Source organism: Acinetobacter lwoffii (assembly GCF_022967985.1).
Lineage (GTDB): Bacteria > Pseudomonadota > Gammaproteobacteria > Pseudomonadales > Moraxellaceae > Acinetobacter.
Map to the genome: position 1 here is coordinate 1 of NZ_JALJVC010000022.1, position 17,587 is coordinate 17,587.

At 44.3% G+C, this 17,587-nt stretch carries 14 protein-coding genes; 10 read left to right on the forward strand and 4 right to left on the reverse strand.

Translation table 11 applies throughout. The annotated features are described in order from the left end of the window. Window positions 1-230: 230 nt before the first annotated feature. From MWG72_RS12420 to MWG72_RS12435, 4 genes are all read left to right on the forward strand, one after another. A complete protein-coding gene (locus tag MWG72_RS12420) occupies window positions 231-1,595 on the forward strand; it encodes an MFS transporter (protein WP_004728947.1) in 1,365 nt (454 codons plus the stop codon). 342 nt (window positions 1,596-1,937) lie between these two features. Next, entirely contained in the window at window positions 1,938-3,287 is a 1,350-nt protein-coding gene (locus MWG72_RS12425; RefSeq protein WP_004647700.1) for an aromatic acid/H+ symport family MFS transporter, read from the forward strand. Window positions 3,288-3,387: 100 nt separating this feature from the next. Continuing rightward, window positions 3,388-4,230 (forward strand): hypothetical protein, encoded by an 843-nt coding sequence (locus MWG72_RS12430; protein ID WP_247144169.1) that lies wholly within the window; start codon window positions 3,388-3,390, stop codon window positions 4,228-4,230. 53 nt (window positions 4,231-4,283) lie between these two features. Next, the gene (locus MWG72_RS12435) at window positions 4,284-4,607 is read left to right on the forward strand and encodes an ankyrin repeat domain-containing protein (RefSeq protein WP_247144170.1); all 324 of its coding nucleotides are present in this window, start codon (window positions 4,284-4,286) and stop codon (window positions 4,605-4,607) included. A 49-nt stretch (window positions 4,608-4,656) separates the two neighbouring features. On the opposite strand, the gene MWG72_RS12440 is transcribed toward MWG72_RS12435, so the two are convergent. Together MWG72_RS12440 and MWG72_RS12445 are read right to left on the reverse strand one after the other, a co-directional pair. Beyond that, window positions 4,657-5,208 carry a type 1 glutamine amidotransferase domain-containing protein gene (locus MWG72_RS12440; RefSeq protein WP_005245514.1) on the reverse strand — a complete coding sequence of 184 codons (552 nt, stop codon included), beginning with the start codon at window positions 5,206-5,208 and terminating at the stop codon, window positions 4,657-4,659. A gap of 366 nt (window positions 5,209-5,574) precedes the next feature. Beyond that, the gene (locus tag MWG72_RS12445; RefSeq protein ID WP_085064399.1) at window positions 5,575-6,264 is read right to left on the reverse strand and encodes a TIGR04219 family outer membrane beta-barrel protein; all 690 of its coding nucleotides are present in this window, start codon (window positions 6,262-6,264) and stop codon (window positions 5,575-5,577) included. A gap of 134 nt (window positions 6,265-6,398) precedes the next feature. On the opposite strand from MWG72_RS12445, the gene MWG72_RS12450 reads away from it, so the two are divergent. The 4 genes from MWG72_RS12450 to zupT all read left to right on the forward strand — a co-directional run bounded on the left by MWG72_RS12450 (window position 6,399) and on the right by zupT (window position 10,922). Beyond that, on the forward strand, window positions 6,399-7,847 hold the full coding sequence (locus MWG72_RS12450) for an aldehyde dehydrogenase family protein (RefSeq protein ID WP_247144171.1): 1,449 nt from the start codon (window positions 6,399-6,401) through the stop codon (window positions 7,845-7,847). A gap of 579 nt (window positions 7,848-8,426) precedes the next feature. Then, the gene (locus MWG72_RS12455; RefSeq protein WP_247144172.1) at window positions 8,427-9,902 is read left to right on the forward strand and encodes a sodium-dependent transporter; all 1,476 of its coding nucleotides are present in this window, start codon (window positions 8,427-8,429) and stop codon (window positions 9,900-9,902) included. Window positions 9,903-9,912: 10 nt separating this feature from the next. Further along, window positions 9,913-10,023, forward strand: coding sequence for a methionine/alanine import family NSS transporter small subunit (locus MWG72_RS12460; RefSeq protein ID WP_004647694.1), 111 nt, complete (start codon window positions 9,913-9,915; stop codon window positions 10,021-10,023). Between the two features lie 89 nt (window positions 10,024-10,112). Then, entirely contained in the window at window positions 10,113-10,922 is an 810-nt protein-coding gene (gene zupT / locus MWG72_RS12465) for a zinc transporter ZupT (RefSeq protein WP_005108262.1), read from the forward strand. Between the two features lie 70 nt (window positions 10,923-10,992). Here the strand turns inward: zupT and rsmB are convergent, their stop codons facing one another. Both rsmB and fmt read right to left on the reverse strand, forming a co-directional pair. After that, window positions 10,993-12,300, reverse strand: coding sequence for a 16S rRNA (cytosine(967)-C(5))-methyltransferase RsmB (gene rsmB, locus MWG72_RS12470; protein WP_247144173.1), 1,308 nt, complete (start codon window positions 12,298-12,300; stop codon window positions 10,993-10,995). Further along, a complete protein-coding gene (gene fmt / locus MWG72_RS12475) occupies window positions 12,297-13,259 on the reverse strand; it encodes a methionyl-tRNA formyltransferase (protein ID WP_247144174.1) in 963 nt (320 codons plus the stop codon). The genes rsmB and fmt overlap by 4 nt, the downstream gene beginning before the upstream one ends. Window positions 13,260-13,667: 408 nt before the next feature. Here fmt and ilvD (MWG72_RS12480) point away from each other — a divergent pair, with 408 nt between their 5' ends. Both ilvD (MWG72_RS12480) and ilvD (MWG72_RS12485) read left to right on the forward strand, forming a co-directional pair. After that, the gene (ilvD, locus tag MWG72_RS12480) at window positions 13,668-15,497 is read left to right on the forward strand and encodes a dihydroxy-acid dehydratase (protein ID WP_247144175.1); all 1,830 of its coding nucleotides are present in this window, start codon (window positions 13,668-13,670) and stop codon (window positions 15,495-15,497) included. A 373-nt stretch (window positions 15,498-15,870) separates the two neighbouring features. Then, complete coding sequence (gene ilvD, locus MWG72_RS12485; protein ID WP_247144176.1) at window positions 15,871-17,556, forward strand: dihydroxy-acid dehydratase; 1,686 nt, start codon at window positions 15,871-15,873, stop codon at window positions 17,554-17,556. Window positions 17,557-17,587 lie beyond the last annotated feature (31 nt).

Consider the following 17,587-nt stretch of genomic DNA (forward strand, 5'->3'; position numbering starts at 1 on the left):
TTGGTCAAATAGCTCTTGGAATTGTTGAATATTGATTAAAAACTAGACTCATGGGTTTAGATTTTTAAGGAATAAGTAAGACTTTAGTCGGATATTGCATGAAAAGTAGCTGTGTTGAACTAAGTTGTTGCGAAGACATGGCGATAAGAATCATTAAAAATAATAAATAAGAGTTAGGGTCATGTGTCGTGCTGAAAACAACGAAAAAAACTCACAGGAGGTGAGTAAAAATGGCAGAAAACATGAAGCGAGTAGCAAACACTGTAAGTGTGAATGATGTGATTGATCAGGCAAAATTCACTAAATTTCACTTAAGCATTGTATTATGGTGTTTGTTTATTGTCCTATTTGACGGATATGATTTAGCAATTAACGGTGTCGTTCTGCCTCTACTTATGCAAGAGTGGGGCATGAGTGCTGTTCAAGCAGGCATGCTTGCAAGTACAGCACTCGCTGGCATGATGTTTGGAGCCATGCTGTTTGGGATGCTTGCAGACAAAATTGGTCGTAAAAAAGTTATCTTGATTTGTGTTTCTTTATTTAGTGCTTTTACATTTTTAGGTGGATTTACCACTAATCCAACAGAATTTGGTATTTTACGTTTTATTGCTGGTTTAGGGATTGGTGGTGTATTACCAAACTTAGTCGCTCTAACGTCTGAATATGCACCTAAACGTTTAAAAAGCACACTGGTAACCACCATGTTTAGTGGTTATGCCGTGGGCGGTATTATGGCTGCATTATGCGGTACATGGTTTACACCAAGTTTTGGTTGGGAAATTATGTTCTTCATTGCAGGTATTCCCTTACTTTTTGTTCCATTTTTTTGGAAGTTCTTACCTGAGTCTTTAACTTTCCTAGTTAAAGAACAAAAAGTGAATGAAGCACGTCGTTTTATAAAGCAAGTCGAGCCAACTGCAGACATACAAGCAGATACTGAACTGGTTCTAGCCAGCGGTGATCAGACCCAAAGTGCATCAGTAAAAGCTTTATTTACAGAAAATCGTGCCACAGGAACATTCTTATTTTGGATTGCTTTCTTTATGTGCTTACTCATGCTTTACGCACTTGGAAGCTGGCTACCAAAACTGATGATGGCAGCGGGATATTCTTTAGGTAGCAGTTTAATGTTCTTATTAGCGCTGAATATTGGTGCCGTGATCGGAACTATTAGCGGCGGTATTTTGGCAGACCGTTTTGACTTTAAACCTGTTCTTATGAGTATGTTAACTGTCGGTGTACTATCTTTGGTTGGTTTGGGCTTTAATTCTCCAACCCCTGTTATTTATTTACTTGTCAGTTTAGCAGGTGCCTCATCTATTGGTACCAGTATCTTGTTATATAGCTATGTTGCTCAATACTATCCTGTTGCAGTACGTTCTACTGGTATTGGTTGGGCTTCTGCTGTAGGGCGTACAGGTGCAATTGTTGGCCCAATCGTGATTGGTATGCTGCTTGGTATGGAGTTACCACATAAATGGAACTTTATCGCAGTGGCAATGCCAGGTATTATTGGCATCATCGCTATTTCAATGATTCGTAAGCCACAACCTGGTCGCGTGATGGTGAAAAAATTAAAAACAGCTAAAATTTAAACTCTCGTAATTGACCTACTCAGTTAAAAAGCTCCTTACTTAAAGGGGCTTTTTCATATCTTTAGTATGAAATTAAATCAATATTCAATTGGTCAAAAGAATAAGCGGATTAAAAGAGCTTAAATATTGGACGAATTAAAAAATAAACATCAATTATTCAAAAGTTTATACTAATAATAGTGTGACATATCACGCAAATAAATGACATTTCCGAGAGCATAGCAGAATATCAATTAGTCTTATTGTGCCTTAAATCCTGCTTGCGTATATTGCCTGACATTGAAGATTGACTTCAGTCTTCAACAAGATGTTATGGACAAGTACTCATGGGAGATGAGAACGATGACAACGGAAAAAATAGATGTAAATTCTGTAGTCGATAATGCGAAATTCACGCCTTTCCACTTCAATGTAGTTGCTTGGTGTTTACTCATTATCTTATTTGATGGCTATGATCTCGCAATCAATGGTGTAGTTTTACCGTTATTGATGCAAGACTGGGGCTTAAGTGCAGTGCAGGCTGGAATGCTTGCAAGTACCGCACTGGCCGGCATGATGTTTGGTGCGATGATCTTTGGTTCCCTCGCGGACAAGATCGGTCGTAAGAAAGTGATCATGATCTGTATTGTATTATTTAGTGGTTTAACTTTTGCCGGCGGCTTTGCTTCAAACCCAACCGAATTCGGTATTTTACGTTTCCTTGCCGGTCTTGGTATTGGTGGCGTAATGCCAAACCTGGTGGCATTGACTTCGGAATATGCCCCACAAAAAATGCGTAGTACGCTGGTGACCACCATGTTTAGTGGTTATGCGGTCGGTGGCGTAATGGCTGCGTTATTGGGTTCATGGTTTACCCCAAGTTTTGGTTGGCAAATCATGTTCTTTATCGCGGGTATTCCACTGTTTTTATTACCAGTGATCTGGAAATTCCTGCCTGAGTCGCTCGCATTTATTGTGAAACAGAACAAGCAGCCAGAAGCTCGTCGTATTGTACGTCGCTTGGCGCCAAATCTGACAGTTACCGAGAATACAACTTTCACTTTGCCACAGGAAAATGTGCCTGAAGCCGCTAACGTGGTGAGCTTGTTCCGTCGTGGTCGTGCGGTCAATACTTTACTGTTCTGGGTCGCGTTTTTCACTTGTCTGTTAACCATGTATGCACTGAGCAGCTGGTTACCGAAGTTAATGATGGCAGCTGGCTATTCGATGGACAACAGCTTGATGTTCATGATGGTGATGAACGTTGGTGCGGTTGTGGGTATTGTCGGTGGTGGTATTCTTGCGGATCGTTTCCACTTGAAACCGGTGCTAATGTTCCTGGGTATGATGGGTGCAATTGTGATGAGCTCAATGGGCTTTGCATCTAACCAATTCTTACTTTACATCCTGGTGTTCCTGGCAGGTGCAGCGTCGATTGGTTCGCAAATGTTGCTATATAGCTATGTTGCGCAGTTCTACCCACTTGCGGTACGTTCGACAGGTATTGGCTGGTCTTCTGCGATTGGTCGTATGGGCGCGATTGTAGGCCCAATCCTGATCGGTGGCTTACTGGGTATGAACCTGCCTGCTTACTTTAACTTTATGGCAGTTGGTTTACCTGTTCTGATTACTGCAATTGCTGTTGCATTGATCATGCATGACAATGAATCTGAAAAGATTGGTTCAATTGAACCAGCAGTATCTAAAGCTTAAAGCTGAGTTTTTAAATAAGAAGCCTCCGAAAGGGGGCTTTTCATTGTCTATAAAATTTTTAAAGATTAATATCTTAAATAATAAGTAAGTAGGAAAAATAATGAAAAAATATTGGGAATCAGTGAATAAGTGCTTCTTATTTAATTTAACGAACTGGTTTCTGCTAATTGCTGGATTAATCAATTTAGGTGTAGGAACTTGGTCTTCTTATTCCGGTAATGCACCTATTGCGATTACTTCTTTGACAGCAGGGTTGGTATTGTTATTTGCTGCAACAATTGACCGATTTAAGTCATTAAAAGGATTAGGAGTAGAAGCTAAAACTAGACAATTAGATAAAAAATTAGAGGAAGCTGATAATGCATTAATTTATCTTAAAGAAATGACCGCTATAACAGCTAAAACTCTTGTTGAAATTCAAAGTAATATTGGTAGATTTGATGGAGCTCCCACACCGGAAAAGTTCATTCAATTTGCTGATGATATTAGAAAAATAATGAAAAAAACCGGGTCTAATGAACAAGATATACAGGAAGTTTTAAAACCTTGGGCTAAAACCTTATGTATGGATTTAAGTTTTAAAAAAATTATGAGCTTACGAGCTGCTTTAAGTGAGAAAACTAAAGAATTAGATAATCAGATTAGGGCAATTCCTCAACCAATTAATTCCTCAACATCTTCTTATTATACTGATCTTCTTCAAAAGCAATCTAAAATTTCTACATACCTCCAAAATGATTTAAGTAAGTTACATTTACTTGAAATTGATGACTATCCTGAGAAATTATTAAAGTTATACGATGAGGCACCATATTTAGAAGAAGAAAAAATTGAAAACTTAAAAAACGAACTAGAATTATTTATACCTGAAATGAAATTATTAAAATCTGAGAGAAAAGTCGATGACAAATATTTATGGATAAGAGCACTTAAAGAAACTTGAGATTTAAATTGTACAATGTTTAATTATTACTAAATTATTTAGGGTATCGTCGTATGAAACTTAATTCATTCTCCCCAATCCCTGAAGATGATGATGAACTGCATCTTCCTGAACTGGTGTATTGGGCATCTTTAGGCGATGTTGAACAGGTCGAGCAGGCACTACAGGAAGGCCTGGACGTCAACTCTGCCGATGAAGAAGGCTATAGCGCCTTACAGGCTGCCGCTGAAAATGATCATCTGGAAGTGGTCAAACTTTTGGTTAGCAAAGGCGCAGATATTGCCCATCGCAGTCCAAATACTGCTTTAGAGCTGGCTGAAATGGCAGGCAATAAAGAGGTGGTGGCTTATCTGAAAAGTCTGGCCGGAGGTGTCTGAATATAAAAAAAGAACCTCAATGCTGAGGTTCTTTTTTTAGTGTAGGAGCTTAGGCAGCTTCGCCTTCAAGCTCTTTTAAGATCGCTTCATTGAAAGCCGGTAAATCGTCCGGATTGCGTGAAGTAATCAGTACCCAGTCACCTGTATTGCAGCGGTGGACTTCTTCGTCGACCCATTTCCCGCCAGCATTTTCCAGATCCAGTTTGATGCTCTTATACGAAGTCAGATTCTTATCTTTAATGCGCTGTGCATCAATCAAAGTCCATGGCCCATGACAGATCGCGGCAATCGGTTTGTGATTGTCGGCAAAATGCTGAATGATTTTTTGCGCATCCTGATTGATTCTTAAGGTATCCGCGTTGACTGTACCGCCGGGAATCACCAAAAGATCATAATCATTCAGATCGACGTGTTCAAGACTGGTATCCGGCGTATATTGGGTGGCAGCTTTGGTATCACCTTTGACCGTCGCGACATCTTCATTTTTTTCGGCAGCATGAATCACTTCAAAACCTTTGGACTTTAGAAAATTTAAAGGCTCAGTGAGTTCATCATGTTCAATGCCTTGATTAGATGTAATAAAGAGGACCTTTTTTACCATGATTGCTGTTCCCAAAAAATGTGAGGATTTTTAGCTTAACAACAAGGGGATTCTTACAATGTTGGAGTTTTAGCTCGGAACTGTTAAGCAATGATAAATAAAATAATAGGCAGAAAAAAAAGCCCCGACATCCTGTCGGGGCTTTTTCGTATCTCGTGATTTAGGTATAACTCCTGTCGTACCTCACGTCCTGGTGTTGCGATGTTCTTCTTGTTTTTAGGTCTTCGGAGCATCCTGCTCTCTATGTTTATAAAGTAATACACATCCCGGTAACGCACTAGCAGCAGATTGCGGTTATTGCTGTACGCTTTGGCTTACATCAGCGCAGAGAAATTGAGCTTTGTAGGCTTAACCGGTTGTATTGCATTAAAAATGTATATCTAGACCGATATAAGGACCTTTAAATTCCAGCTGTAAGTCTGGACGTTGATCCTGCTCAAAATCTACCTGCATGATGCGATAACCGATTTTGGCACCGACATCGACCAGCAGATTATCAATGAAATCATATTGCAGTTCCGCCTGTACGTCGGTCTTACGGGTATCACTGCCGTGACTGTAAACTGCTTCCGCTTTGGCACTCATACCGGTAAATGGCAATTTAACTCCGGCTGTTGCATAGAGCAGTGGACTATATTCATCCAGATCGTATTGAGTGAAAGCGCCGGCAGTCAGGTTTTTTACCGTACCATCTAGATTGGTTAAACCTGCACCTATATCCGCATGCACAATGGTATCTAGCAATTCATAATACAGAATATAGTCAATATTGTTCAGCTCAATTTCTGAGGCATTGATAAGAGAACTCTGTTCGCTATTGCTGTCCAGATTGACATATTTAATCTTGGCATTTGGTAACAATGGCACAGGATGTTCTACAGCGACAGATAGCTGCGCTGTACCTTGTCGATCTAGCTCATGCTTGAAATTGTTATCCTGACTATAGCCGTCAAAATCCCAGTAACTGAGATCTGCTTTCACGCCGATTACATCTGCATGACTGAGCGTACTGAGTCCAAAACCGAAGAATAAGGTGGTGAGTATTTTTGCGCGCATGGCTCTATTCCCTAAAGCTTTATTAAAATTGGAGGTGTCTGGTTACTTAAAAACATCTTCTTAATATGGAGTAGCAAGTGCATGATATAGAGAATTTCAAAAATGTATATCCTTGGATTTTGCAGGACAATAAGATGGTAGCGAGAAGCACACAACAAACGAAAGAGTATGCATTATATGTCGCCGGTCAGGCCGTTCAGACGGGTGAATGGTTAGAGGTCAAGCATAAATATAACCACGAACTGTATGCCCGTGTCGCCTTGGCAGATGCCAACATACTGGAACAGGCGATTCAGTCTGCCGTAGATGCAGAAGCTGAAATGGCCGCCTTGGAGCCGTTCCAGAAACAGAAAATTCTATTGCATTGTGTACGCCGTTTTCGTGAGATTCATGAAGAATTGACCGAAATTCTGATTGCAGAAGGGGGCAAGCCGCGTAAAGCAGCCGAAGCCGAAGTTGAACGTCTGATTAATACTTTCCAGATTGCCGCAGATGCCGTGACCCAGATTGATCAGGGACGTATGCTGCCTTTGGCCGTGACTGCAGCAGCATCCGGCTATCAGGGCATTGTGAAACAGGTGCCGATTGGTGCGGTGTCTTTGATCAGTCCGTTTAATTTTCCTTTAAATCTGACCGCGCATAAAATTGCTCCTGCGATTGCAGCCGGTTGTCCCTTTGTGCTGAAACCGCCGAGTCTGACCCCGATTTCTGCCTTAAAAATTGCCGAAATTCTGGCGGAAACCGATTTACCGCAAGGCGCTTTTTCGGTCTTGCCCTGTCCGCGAGAGCTGGCCGATCTACTGGTCACTGATGAGCGTTTTAAATTACTCAGTTTTACCGGTTCCGATGCCGTAGGCTGGGATATGAAAGCGCGTGCCGGACGCAAAAAAGTGGTCTTGGAGCTGGGTGGCAATGCTGCCGTCATGATTGAGCCGGATACCGAAATTAACGATGCCTTGATTAATCGTCTGATTGGTGGGGCGTATAACCACGCCGGACAGGTGTGTATCAGTGTGCAACGCATTTTGGTGCATCAGCAGATTTATACTGAAGTGAAGGACAAACTGCTGGCGAAACTGAAAACGATTAAAGCCACTGATCCGAATCTGAGCACAACCTTGGTTGGTCCGATGATCAAGGAAGATGAAGCCAAACGCCTGAAAAAATGGCTGGATAAAGCCGTGAAAAAAGACGCGAAAATCCTGATTGGAGGCGAATTGAATGGTGTGATGTTCGCACCGACCTTGCTGGAAAATGTAGACCACAGTCTGGAAATCTACCGTGATGAAGCCTTTGGCCCGGTGGCAATTCTGGAAGCGTATGCTGATTTCGAATCCGGTATTGCCTGTATCAACCGCAGCCGTTTTGGCTTGCAAGCTGGAGTGTATACTCAGAATCTGAACAAGATGCTGTATGCCTGGGATCATCTGCATGTCGGCGGTGTCATTATCAATGATATTCCGTCTTTCCGAGTCGATAATATGCCTTATGGCGGGGTCAAAGATTCAGGTCTGGGTCGTGAAGGAATTCAGTCAGCCATTCGCGACATGCAGGAAGAGCGCATGCTGGTGATTAAAGCCTAGGTTCAGAATATTCAATTCATCGCTTCGATATCACAGGTGGCTGGTTTTAAATCTGCTTGTGATATTTAAAGAGGTTAAAGTTCCATGAGAGACTTTGATTTCCCATATCACAGTTTGGTCACGTGCCTTAGTATGAGCCGTTTCATTATCAAATAATGATCTAAAAACAGATGCTGGATTGGGGTCTTGGAATACATTTTTTGAAACAGCGACCCTGTAGTAAAACTTAAGAAAAAATATATTCCAAAAAGTTTGTCAATATATAACTTGTTTAATCTGGCCTATTTCGGAGAATTATTGAACGCTTAATTCGAATAGATTATAAATAACGAATATTTTAAGCAGAATTTACAGAAAAAATTTAAAAAAGTCAGTATTGTTGAATCATCTACAAGGTCAGTTTTTCGATCAGACTTTAAGCAAGATGTAAGACTTGCTGACCTGTTTGTACATTAGAATTCGACGCCCACAAGGTGCCCTCTAATTCAAACACCCAAAATTATTGAAAATGCTTCTTTTTTTGCTTGCGCCATAACCATAACAAGCAGCATCTAAAGGGGTTAAAAGTTTAGGTGTTCTATGACAGAAACTCGTGAGAATTGGTCCGCACGATCAGGATTCATTATTGCAGCGATTGGTTCCGCCGTTGGCTTGGGGAATATCTGGCGTTTCCCTTATGTTGCCTATGAAAATGGTGGCGGGGCATTCCTGATCCCTTATCTGATTGCGATTTTCGCAGCAGGTTTACCTTTATTGTTTTTAGACTATGCGGTCGGGCACAAGTTCCGTAAAGCACCGCCTATGGCCTATAAAAAACTCATGAATGCCGAATCTCTGGGTTGGTGGCAGGTCATGGTCACTCTGGTGATCGGGATTTACTATGCCAGCGTCTTGTCCTGGGCTGGCAGCTATATGTTCTATTCCTTTGGACAGCAGTGGGGCACAGATACCCAAGGCTTCTTCTTCAATACTTACCTGCAAAATGGTGAGGGTCTGACGCTCGGTTTTGTACCTGTGCTGTTCTTTGGTCTGGTGGTAGTTTGGGCAGCAGTCATGCTGATTCTTTACGGTGGAGTACGCCGTGGGGTGGAACTGGCGAATAAAATCTTTATGCCATTGCTGGTGATTTTATTCACGATCCTAGTGATTCAGGCAGTCCGTTTACCGGGTGCAGTCGATGGCTTAAATGCTTTCTTCACGCCAAACTGGGAAGCGATGGCCAACTATAAAGTCTGGTTAGCGGCCTTTGGTCATATCTTCTTCTCACTTTCAGTGGGCTTCGGGATCATGTTGACCTATGCCTCTTACTTGAAACGCAAAACTAACCTGACCGGTTCAGGCATTGTGGTGGCATTGGCCAACTCGTCTTTTGAAATTCTGGCGGGTATTGGTGTCTTTGCCGCGCTTGGTTTTATGGCATTCAGCTCAGGTGCGAAAGTTGAAGATGTGGTATCTGGCGGTATTGGTCTGGCCTTTATTGCGTTTCCGAAAATCATTTCCAGTTTAGGTGCAGGTGGTGACCTGTTCGGTTTCCTGTTCTTTGGTTCATTGACGGTGGCGGGTATTACCTCCATGGTCAGTATCCTGCAAGTTCCGATTGCTGCGTTCCAGGACAAACTGGGCTGGTCAAAGAACAAGTCAGTGACCATTATTGCGGGTGGTTCAGCAGTGATTTCTACCCTGATGTTCTCGACACATAGTGCCATTACCTTTGTCGATATCATCGATTACTTTGCCAATAACATCGGTATTGTTGGTGGTGGTCTGTTATCGATTATTCTGTTGTCCTGGTTCCGTCGTCCATTAATGAAACAGCTGGAAGGCCATGTGAATGAGTTTGCCAGCGTGAAACTGGGTGCCAGTTGGAACTTCATGCTAACGGTGATCACGCCTTTCTCATTATTGCTGGCATTGGGCCTGACCCTGAAATCGATCATGGCAGAAGGTTATGGTGGCTATGCTGCCAGTACCCTATGGATGGTAGGTGGAGGAGTAATGGCATTCTTTATTCTGGGTGCCATTCTATTCAGCCTGATTAAAGATCGTCACAGCTAGGAGAGCGACTATGAATACATCTGCACTAATCATGATGATCATCTCTATCGTTTTATTATGGGGTGGTCTGGTACTGGCTGTGATTCATCTGGCAAAGAATCCGGAAGAACCAGAAGACTAAAAATCTTCACATAAACCTACTGTTACCATAAACGGAAGTCATTATCATCCTTGATGATAATGACTTTTTTAATGGCTGAATGCTTTGACATGATTTCCGTTTCAGATGGACAAGTCTATACAGCCTTTGCCGTGACTTTATTTGCCGGGCTGGCCACCGTGGTGGGTGGGGGACTGGTATTATTCTTAAAAAAACCTAATTTCCGTTTGCTGGCCTTTGGTCTGGCCTTTGCTGCCGGGGCCATGATCTATGTCTCTTTAACCGAAATTCTGAACAAATCGATCGCTTCCTTTAGCCTAGATTTTGATGAAAAAACCGGTTTTGCCTTTGGCACTTTTGCTTTTTTACTGGGCGTAGTTCTGGTGTTATTGCTGGATCGCTTTGTGCCGAATCCACATGACACGATTGAAACCCATTCTGCCAAGGGCGTTAGTTCACCCCAATTACTGCGTACCGGCATGCTGACCCTGTTTGCGATTAGCGCACATAACCTGCCGGAAGGACTCGCGACGTTTTTTGCCACGCTAGAAAGTCCTGCTTTGGGCGCGCCGTTGGCGGTGGCAATTGCGATTCATAATGTACCAGAAGGCGTGGCAATTGCCTTGCCGGTATATATGGCCACCGGCCGTAAAGACTATGCCCTTTGGGCCAGTCTGGTTTCGGGCCTGGCCGAACCATTAGGGGCAGCGCTCGGGTATTTTATTCTGGCACCTTATATGAGTGAAACCGTCTATGGTCTGATCTTTGGGGTGATTGGCGGGGTGATGGTTTATCTGGCGCTGGATGAATTATTGCCGACGGCAAAGCGCTATTCTGAAGGGCATGAAACAGTCTATGGATTGGTGAGCGGCATGGCGGCATTGGCCAGCAGTCTGGTGATTTTTAAGTTTATTCAATAAGCCATATATTCACTAAATCACGCGCCATAAAAAAAGCAGCTTGCGCTGCCTTTCATTTTAAACACATGACTTATGCAGTTTTTTCTATACGGCAATAGAAGAAACCGTCGCCTTGATCTGCTTTCGGCAACAACTGACGACCATGAATCTGTTCGATACCCCAATCGGCTTCGATTTTGATTTCTTTGGCATCGGCATGTTGAGCAAAGAACTCGACCATCTGCTGTTCGTTTTCGGCTTTTAGAATTGAACAGGTGATGTACAGCAACGTACCGCCAACTTTCAGTTGCTGCCACATATTTTCCAGAATCTGCTTTTGCAGATGTACCGTTTGCGGAATATCTGTAGAGTGACGTAGCAAGCGAATATCCGGATGACGACGGATCACACCAATTGCGGAACATGGTGCATCTAGCACGATACAATCCACCGACTCAGGTGCTGTCCAAGTGATCGCATCAGCCGCGATAATTTCAACGTCGGCATATTCAGTTAATAGTAAACGTTCCAGATTTTCTGCCACACGGACTAAACGTCTGGCATCCTGATCAATGGCATACAGTTTTTTCGGGCTATATTTTTCCAATATATGCGCAGTCTTACCACCCGGAGCGGCGCAGGCATCAACCACGACTTTGCCTTCAAGGTCAGGAAGCAAGGTCGCACACAGCTGAGCATGTTCATCCTGAACCGAGAAACCGCCGGCTTCATAGCCCGGCAGGTTTGGAATATGGACATTCTGTTCCAGCACGATGCCAACTTCAGAAAGAGTACAGGCACGTGCTTCATAACCTTCTTCTTCCAGAATTTCCAGATATTCATCACGGCTGACCTGATTGACATTGACACGCAAGGTGAGTGGTGCAATCTGTTTCAAGTCATGTGACAGTTCGGCAAGCTGTTCCGGCCAGTCTTTCTTTAAACGCTTGTAAAGCCAGCTTGGCAGGCCATGCGCCTGATTTAAAGCCAGATCAAATTCTTCTGTTTCACGTGAAACACGACGCAGAACGGCATTCACCAGACCGCTTAAAGGTTCAAAGCCCAGCTGTTTGGCAGCAGTGACGGTTTCTGAAATTGCAGCATGCGCCGGAATACGGGTACATAGAATCTGGTACAAACCCAAATATAAGCAGCTTTCTAGCGCCTGGTTATCGAGAGGTTTGGTTAAGAGCGGCAGGGTGATGGCTTTCAGGCCGTGCCACTGACGTAAACAGCCCAAAGTTAACTCGTGATATAGACCACGGTCACGTTCAGACACGATGTTGATATGTTGATTGAGTACAGAAGCAAGTGATTGGCCGTTTTGTACAGCCAATAGGGTTTTTACAACTTGCGCGCGCAAATTCAAGTTTTTAGCTGATGATTGAATTTGGCTCATGCGAATTTATGTCCTACCGATAGTTTTTGAGTTTGATTAATTTGAACAGCATTCAGGGCTTTGCCGCCTGGCCATTGCAGATTGGTGATGCAAATGGCATGTTGATCCCCACACATCACATGCACGCCGTCTTTATCCAGGGCAATCACTTCACCAGGGAGGGCATTGCTTGTCTTTTGCGTGGAAAGTGATGAATTCCAGATGCGTAAATTGCTGCTGTCATCCAGTGGAGTAAATGCCACCGGCCAAGGATTAAAAGCGCGAATATTACGGTCAATGTCTGCCGCAGGCTGGGTCCAGTCAATTTGAGCTTCGGCTTTTGTCAGTTTATGCGCGTAAACCGTCAGGCTTTCATCCTGAACTTGACGAGTCTCAAGATAGTGCTGTAAGGTCTGTTCCGATTCAAGCACGGCCACAATCGCCTCAGCACCTTGCAGCGCCAGTTTGTCATGCAGGCTGGCAGAAGTATCCTCGGCAGTAATCGGACATCGTGTTTTATACATCATATCCCCGGTATCCAGACCGGCCGCCATTTTCATAATGGTTACACCGGTCTCGGTATCACCGGTAGCAATGGCACGTTGAATCGGGGCTGCACCGCGCCAGCGTGGCAACAGCGAACCATGAATATTCAGGCAACCATATTTTGGCGTATCCAGAACCACTTGTGGCAGGATCAGACCATAAGCCGCCACTACCATCACATCTGCATTTAAGGCTTTAAGTTCCGCTTGCGCTGCAAGGCCTTCTTCAGTCAATGACTTGAAATGTAAAGGCTGATAAACCGGAATATTGTGTTCAAGCGCTAACTGCTTCACCGCAGATGCCGTGAGCTTTTGTCCACGTCCGGCCTTGCGGTCAGGTTGAGTATAGACCGCCACAATTTCATGTTCGGTTCTAAGCAACGCAGCCAATGCAGTCGCTGCAAATTCTGGTGTGCCTGCAAATATGATCTTCACACATGAAATTCCAAATAAACTTAAAAGCTATTATAAGCCAAAAGCCAAATTTCAGCCTAATCGTTGCAAAAACTTATCCGAGAAGCTTGGTGAGTGCTTGAATTTCAGTGGAATTTTTATATAAAAAAAACTCATGCAAATTGTAAAAATTATTCATGAAAGTTTTGTATTGTCCTGATGATGATGGCGGTATAGTAGATTTCATTAAGAAATTTTTATCGTCAGATCATCCAAACCTCTCGATAGACATTTTTGCCTGCATCTACACTCAAAAGGCCATCTTGTAAATCAAGGGCTTGTAGTATGATAGGTTTAAAATTCAACTGATTTAAGCTCCTTGTCAGTATGATTTAGCCAGAGTGGATCTGCCCGATTCATTGCAAGCTCAAACTTTGTTGGAAATATAAAATGCCTGACTATCGTTCAAAAACATCGACACACGGAAGAAATATGGCTGGCGCACGCGGTTTATGGCGTGCCACCGGCATGAAAGATGAAGATTTCGGTAAGCCGATTATTGCGGTGGTGAACTCGTTCACCCAGTTTGTACCGGGTCATGTGCATCTTAAAGATCTGGGTCAGCTGGTGGCACGTCAAATTGAAGCGTCAGGCGGCGTGGCCAAAGAATTCAATACCATTGCGGTCGATGATGGCATCGCGATGGGTCATGACGGCATGCTGTATTCATTGCCTTCACGGGATCTGATTGCAGACTCGGTCGAGTACATGGTCAATGCGCATTGTGCCGATGCAATGGTGTGTATCTCGAACTGTGACAAGATCACCCCGGGGATGCTCATGGCCGCGATGCGTCTGAACATTCCGGTGGTATTTGTCTCTGGCGGTCCAATGGAAGCGGGCAAGGTCAAAATCCGTGGCAATGAAAAAGCCATTGACCTAGTCGATGCCATGATTGTTGCAGCAGATGACAGCTTCACTGATGAAGAGGTCGCAGAATACGAACGTTCTGCTTGTCCAACTTGTGGTTCATGTTCAGGCATGTTTACCGCAAACTCGATGAACTGTTTGACTGAAGCACTTGGTTTATCGCTTCCGGGCAATGGTTCAACACTGGCAACCCATGCCAACCGTAAAAAATTATTTGAAAAAGCTGGTCAACTGATTGTTGAATTGGCGAAACGTCATTATGAACAGGAAGATTACAGCATCTTGCCACGTTCAATCGCAACCAAAGCGGCATTTGAAAATGCAATGACTTTAGACATTTCCATGGGTGGTTCAACCAATACGGTTCTGCATCTGTTGGCAGCAGCACACGAAGCTGAAGTCGACTTCACGATGACCGACATCGATCGTTTGTCACGTAATGTGCCGGTTCTTTGTAAGGTTGCGCCGGCGAAGCAAGACGTCCATATGGAAGATGTACACCGTGCCGGCGGCATCATGTCAATCTTGGGTGAACTGGATCGTGCAGGCTTACTCGATACATCTGTTCCAACTGTTCATGAAAAAACACTGAAAGATGCCTTGGATAAATGGGACATCATTCGTACTGAAGATGAAGAAGTGTATCAATTCTTCAAATCAGCGCCGGGTGGTGTACCGACTCAGACGGCATTTTCACAAGACCGTTACTATGCACGTTTAGATGGCGACCGTGACAATGGCGTGATCCGTAATGCAGCCAATGCATTCTCGCAAGATGGTGGCCTGGCAGTACTTTATGGCAACATCGCACTAGAAGGCTGTATCGTAAAAACAGCAGGTGTGGATGATTCAATCCTGAAATTCAACGGGACTGCACGTGTGTTTGAAAGTCAGGATGCTGCAGTTGAAGCCATTCTTGGCGGCAAAATCACTGCGGGTGATGTTGTGGTGATTCGCTACGAAGGTCCACGTGGTGGTCCGGGTATGCAGGAAATGTTGTATCCAACCAGTTACTTAAAATCAAAAGGTTTGGGTAAAGACTGTGCTCTGTTAACAGATGGCCGTTTCTCGGGTGGTTCTTCTGGTCTTTCAATTGGTCACGTGTCGCCTGAAGCTGCAGAAGGCGGTGCGATTGGTCTGGTTGAAGATGGCGACCGTATCGAAATTGATATTCCAAACCGTACCATTCACCTGGCGGTGGATGATGTAACTATGGCAGCACGTCGTGAAGCACAAGAAGCCAAAGGCTGGCAGCCTGCTGAACAGCGTCCGCGTAAAGTGTCTAAAGCACTGAAAGCGTATGCGATGCATACCACCAGTGCCTCGAAAGGTGCGGTACGTGATATCTAATTTGTAATTTTACAGATTTAAAAAGCACTCCAGACGGGGGTGCTTTTTTATTAATTGTTGAAAATAGCACGGTCGCATTTTACTTTGTGATTTTGCAATAATATTGCGTAGACAATGTTTTACTTTTGACAGCGCAAAAGTAACAAAACGCCTTTGTTTTCCTGATGCAGCATCCTTGCTGCACAGGAAAACAGCGACATCCATGTCGCTTCATCATGTGATCTGATTTGGGTAGAAAAATAATAAATGGATTAATGGGATTCGCAGAGTACAGAGTGTTGCTTTCATGTGTAGTCTGCTTTCTATACAATGACCTTAAAATAAATTGTCCAAGACCCATGCTTAAAATTGGTCATCGCCCAGGAAGAGAATAATGAGTAAAGATAATATCCGCGAGCATTCAGCCCCCGTTTATGAAGGCATTGAAAATGCACCGGCGCGTTCCATGATGCGTGCTACCGGTTTTAAAGATGCTGATTTTGAACGGCCATTTATTGGCATCGCTTCGACTTGGGCCAATGTCACACCATGTAATATGCATATTGATGGTCTGGCCAGAACAGTCGAACAGGGCGTCAGTGCTGCCGGCGGCAAGGGCATTATCTTTAATACCATTACCATTTCTGATGGTATTTCCAATGGTACAGAAGGTATGAAATATTCACTGCTGTCACGGGAAGTGATCGCAGACTCCATTGAAACAGTGGTGGGCTGCCAGGCTTATGATGGGGTGATTGCAATTGGCGGCTGCGACAAGAATATGCCGGGCTGCATTATGGGGTTGGCACGCTTAAACCGTCCGGGGTTGTTTATTTATGGCGGCACTATTAAACCGGGCGAAGGCCATACCGACATGATTTCGGTATTTGAAGCAGTCGGTCAATATGCCAAAGGTGAAATCAACGCGATTCAGGTCAAGCATATTGAAGAAGTGTCTTTGCCGGGTCCGGGTTCTTGTGGCGGCATGTATACGGCCAACTCGATGGCCTCTGCAATTGAAGCTTTAGGTATGAGCTTGCCGGGCTCCTCGGCGCAGGAAGCGATTTCGGATGATAAACAAATCGACTGTGCCCGTGCCGGTGAAGCAGTCATGAATCTGTTGCGACTGGATATCAAGCCACGTGACATCATGACCAAGGCTGCTTTCGAAAATTCGATCAAGGTCTTGATTGCGCTGGGTGGTTCGACCAACGGGGTACTACATCTTTTGGCCATGGCGCATACCGCAGGGGTTGAATTGAGTCTGGATGACTTTGTCCGAATTGGCAAAGATATTCCGGTGGTGGCCGATGTGCGTCCATCCGGGAAATATTTAATGTCAGAACTGATTGCGATTGGTGGGATTCAACCACTGATGAAGCGCATGCTGGATGCCGGCATGCTGGATGGTTCATGCCTGACTGTCACTGGAAAAACCCTGGCAGAAAACCTGGCCGATGTAAAAGATTATCCGGAAGGTCAGCAGATCATTTTACCTTTTGACAAGCCGGTAAAAAAAGACTCACATCTGGTGATTCTCAAAGGCAACCTGTCACCAAAAGGCGCCGTGGCCAAGATTACCGGTAAGGAAGGTCTGTACTTCAAAGGACCGGCCCGGGTATTTGAAGGCGAGCAGGGTGCCATGCGGGGGATTCTGGATGGTGAAGTCCAGCCGGGTGAAGTGGTGGTGATTCGCGGCGTCGGCCCTAAAGGTGGTCCGGGCATGCCGGAAATGCTGAAACCGACTTCTGCGATTATTGGTAAAGGTCTGGGCGCTTCGGTAGCTTTAATTACTGACGGACGTTTCTCTGGCGGCAGTCATGGTTTCGTGATTGGGCATGTGACGCCAGAAGCTTATGAGGGCGGCCCGATTGGTCTGGTGAAAAATGGTGACCAGATTTCGATTAATGCCGAAACTCGGGAAATGACCTGGCATGTCGCGGAAGAAGAAATTGCTGCACGTCAAGCGGCCTGGACCAAACCTCAGCCAAACTATACCCACGGTGCGCTGGCTAAATTCGCCAAACTGACTTCAGGTGCAGAAACTGGGGCGGTCACTGACCTGAATCTTGACCTCTAATCCATTGTTAAACATTGAACATTTGCTTATG